Origin of the sequence: Zobellia sp. 1_MG-2023 (assembly GCF_030549125.1) — a bacterium.
In the GTDB taxonomy this organism is placed as follows: domain Bacteria; phylum Bacteroidota; class Bacteroidia; order Flavobacteriales; family Flavobacteriaceae; genus Zobellia; species Zobellia russellii.
Window position 1 is genome coordinate 1 of the sequence record NZ_JAUOSY010000032.1, and the last position, 612, is coordinate 612.

Here is a 612-nt window from a genome sequence, read left to right on the forward strand (position 1 = left end):
GTAACCGTTGCACAAGCCGTTGATTCTCCACGGAACGGATTCATATAAGCCTCTTTACGGGGCTTTTTTTATGTCTGGCCAGAATCGAGGCACCGAATTTAGATGCTTTATGCAAGTCCCGAACAAGTATTGAAGCGCACTTTTTACCAAGGCTGCAAAATCAAGCCGTCCCGCCCCACTTTTGGAACGTTTCCGTTCGAACTTCAGGTACTTTTTAAGGTTATAGGCCATGGCCGAGAGGTGCATCACCTTGTTCGCCTGTGCGAGCCCTATCGTGTTCACCTTCCTCAGTCCCATGAACTGGGTCAACGTTCCGAAGACGGGTTCTACGGTGCTCTGCCGTTTGCCCTTCATATACCTGCCCAATTTACTGTTTACCCTTTTGATGTTACGCTCGTACTCGGCCCGGTAATAGGTGACGCTGAACTTCTTTTCCTGTGCGCTCTTGCCCAGACAGCTACTTCTTATGGGACAATCGATACATACGGGTTTTCTCGCTCGATATTCTTTCTTTTTGGTGCCCGTACGGTGATCATCGAACACCTTGGTGAACGGGATGACCTTGCCCCGTGGACAGATATAATGGTCTTCTTTCCCTATATATCGGAACCC

1 protein-coding gene is annotated in these 612 nt (G+C 49.0%); it reads right to left on the bottom strand.

Going from position 1 to position 612, the window contains the following annotated elements; all coding sequences use genetic code 11:
• Nucleotides 1-54: 54 nt before the first annotated feature.
• The coding region (locus Q4597_RS19705; protein WP_303407809.1) for a transposase at nucleotides 55-612 on the bottom strand (558 nt) is incomplete at its 5' end.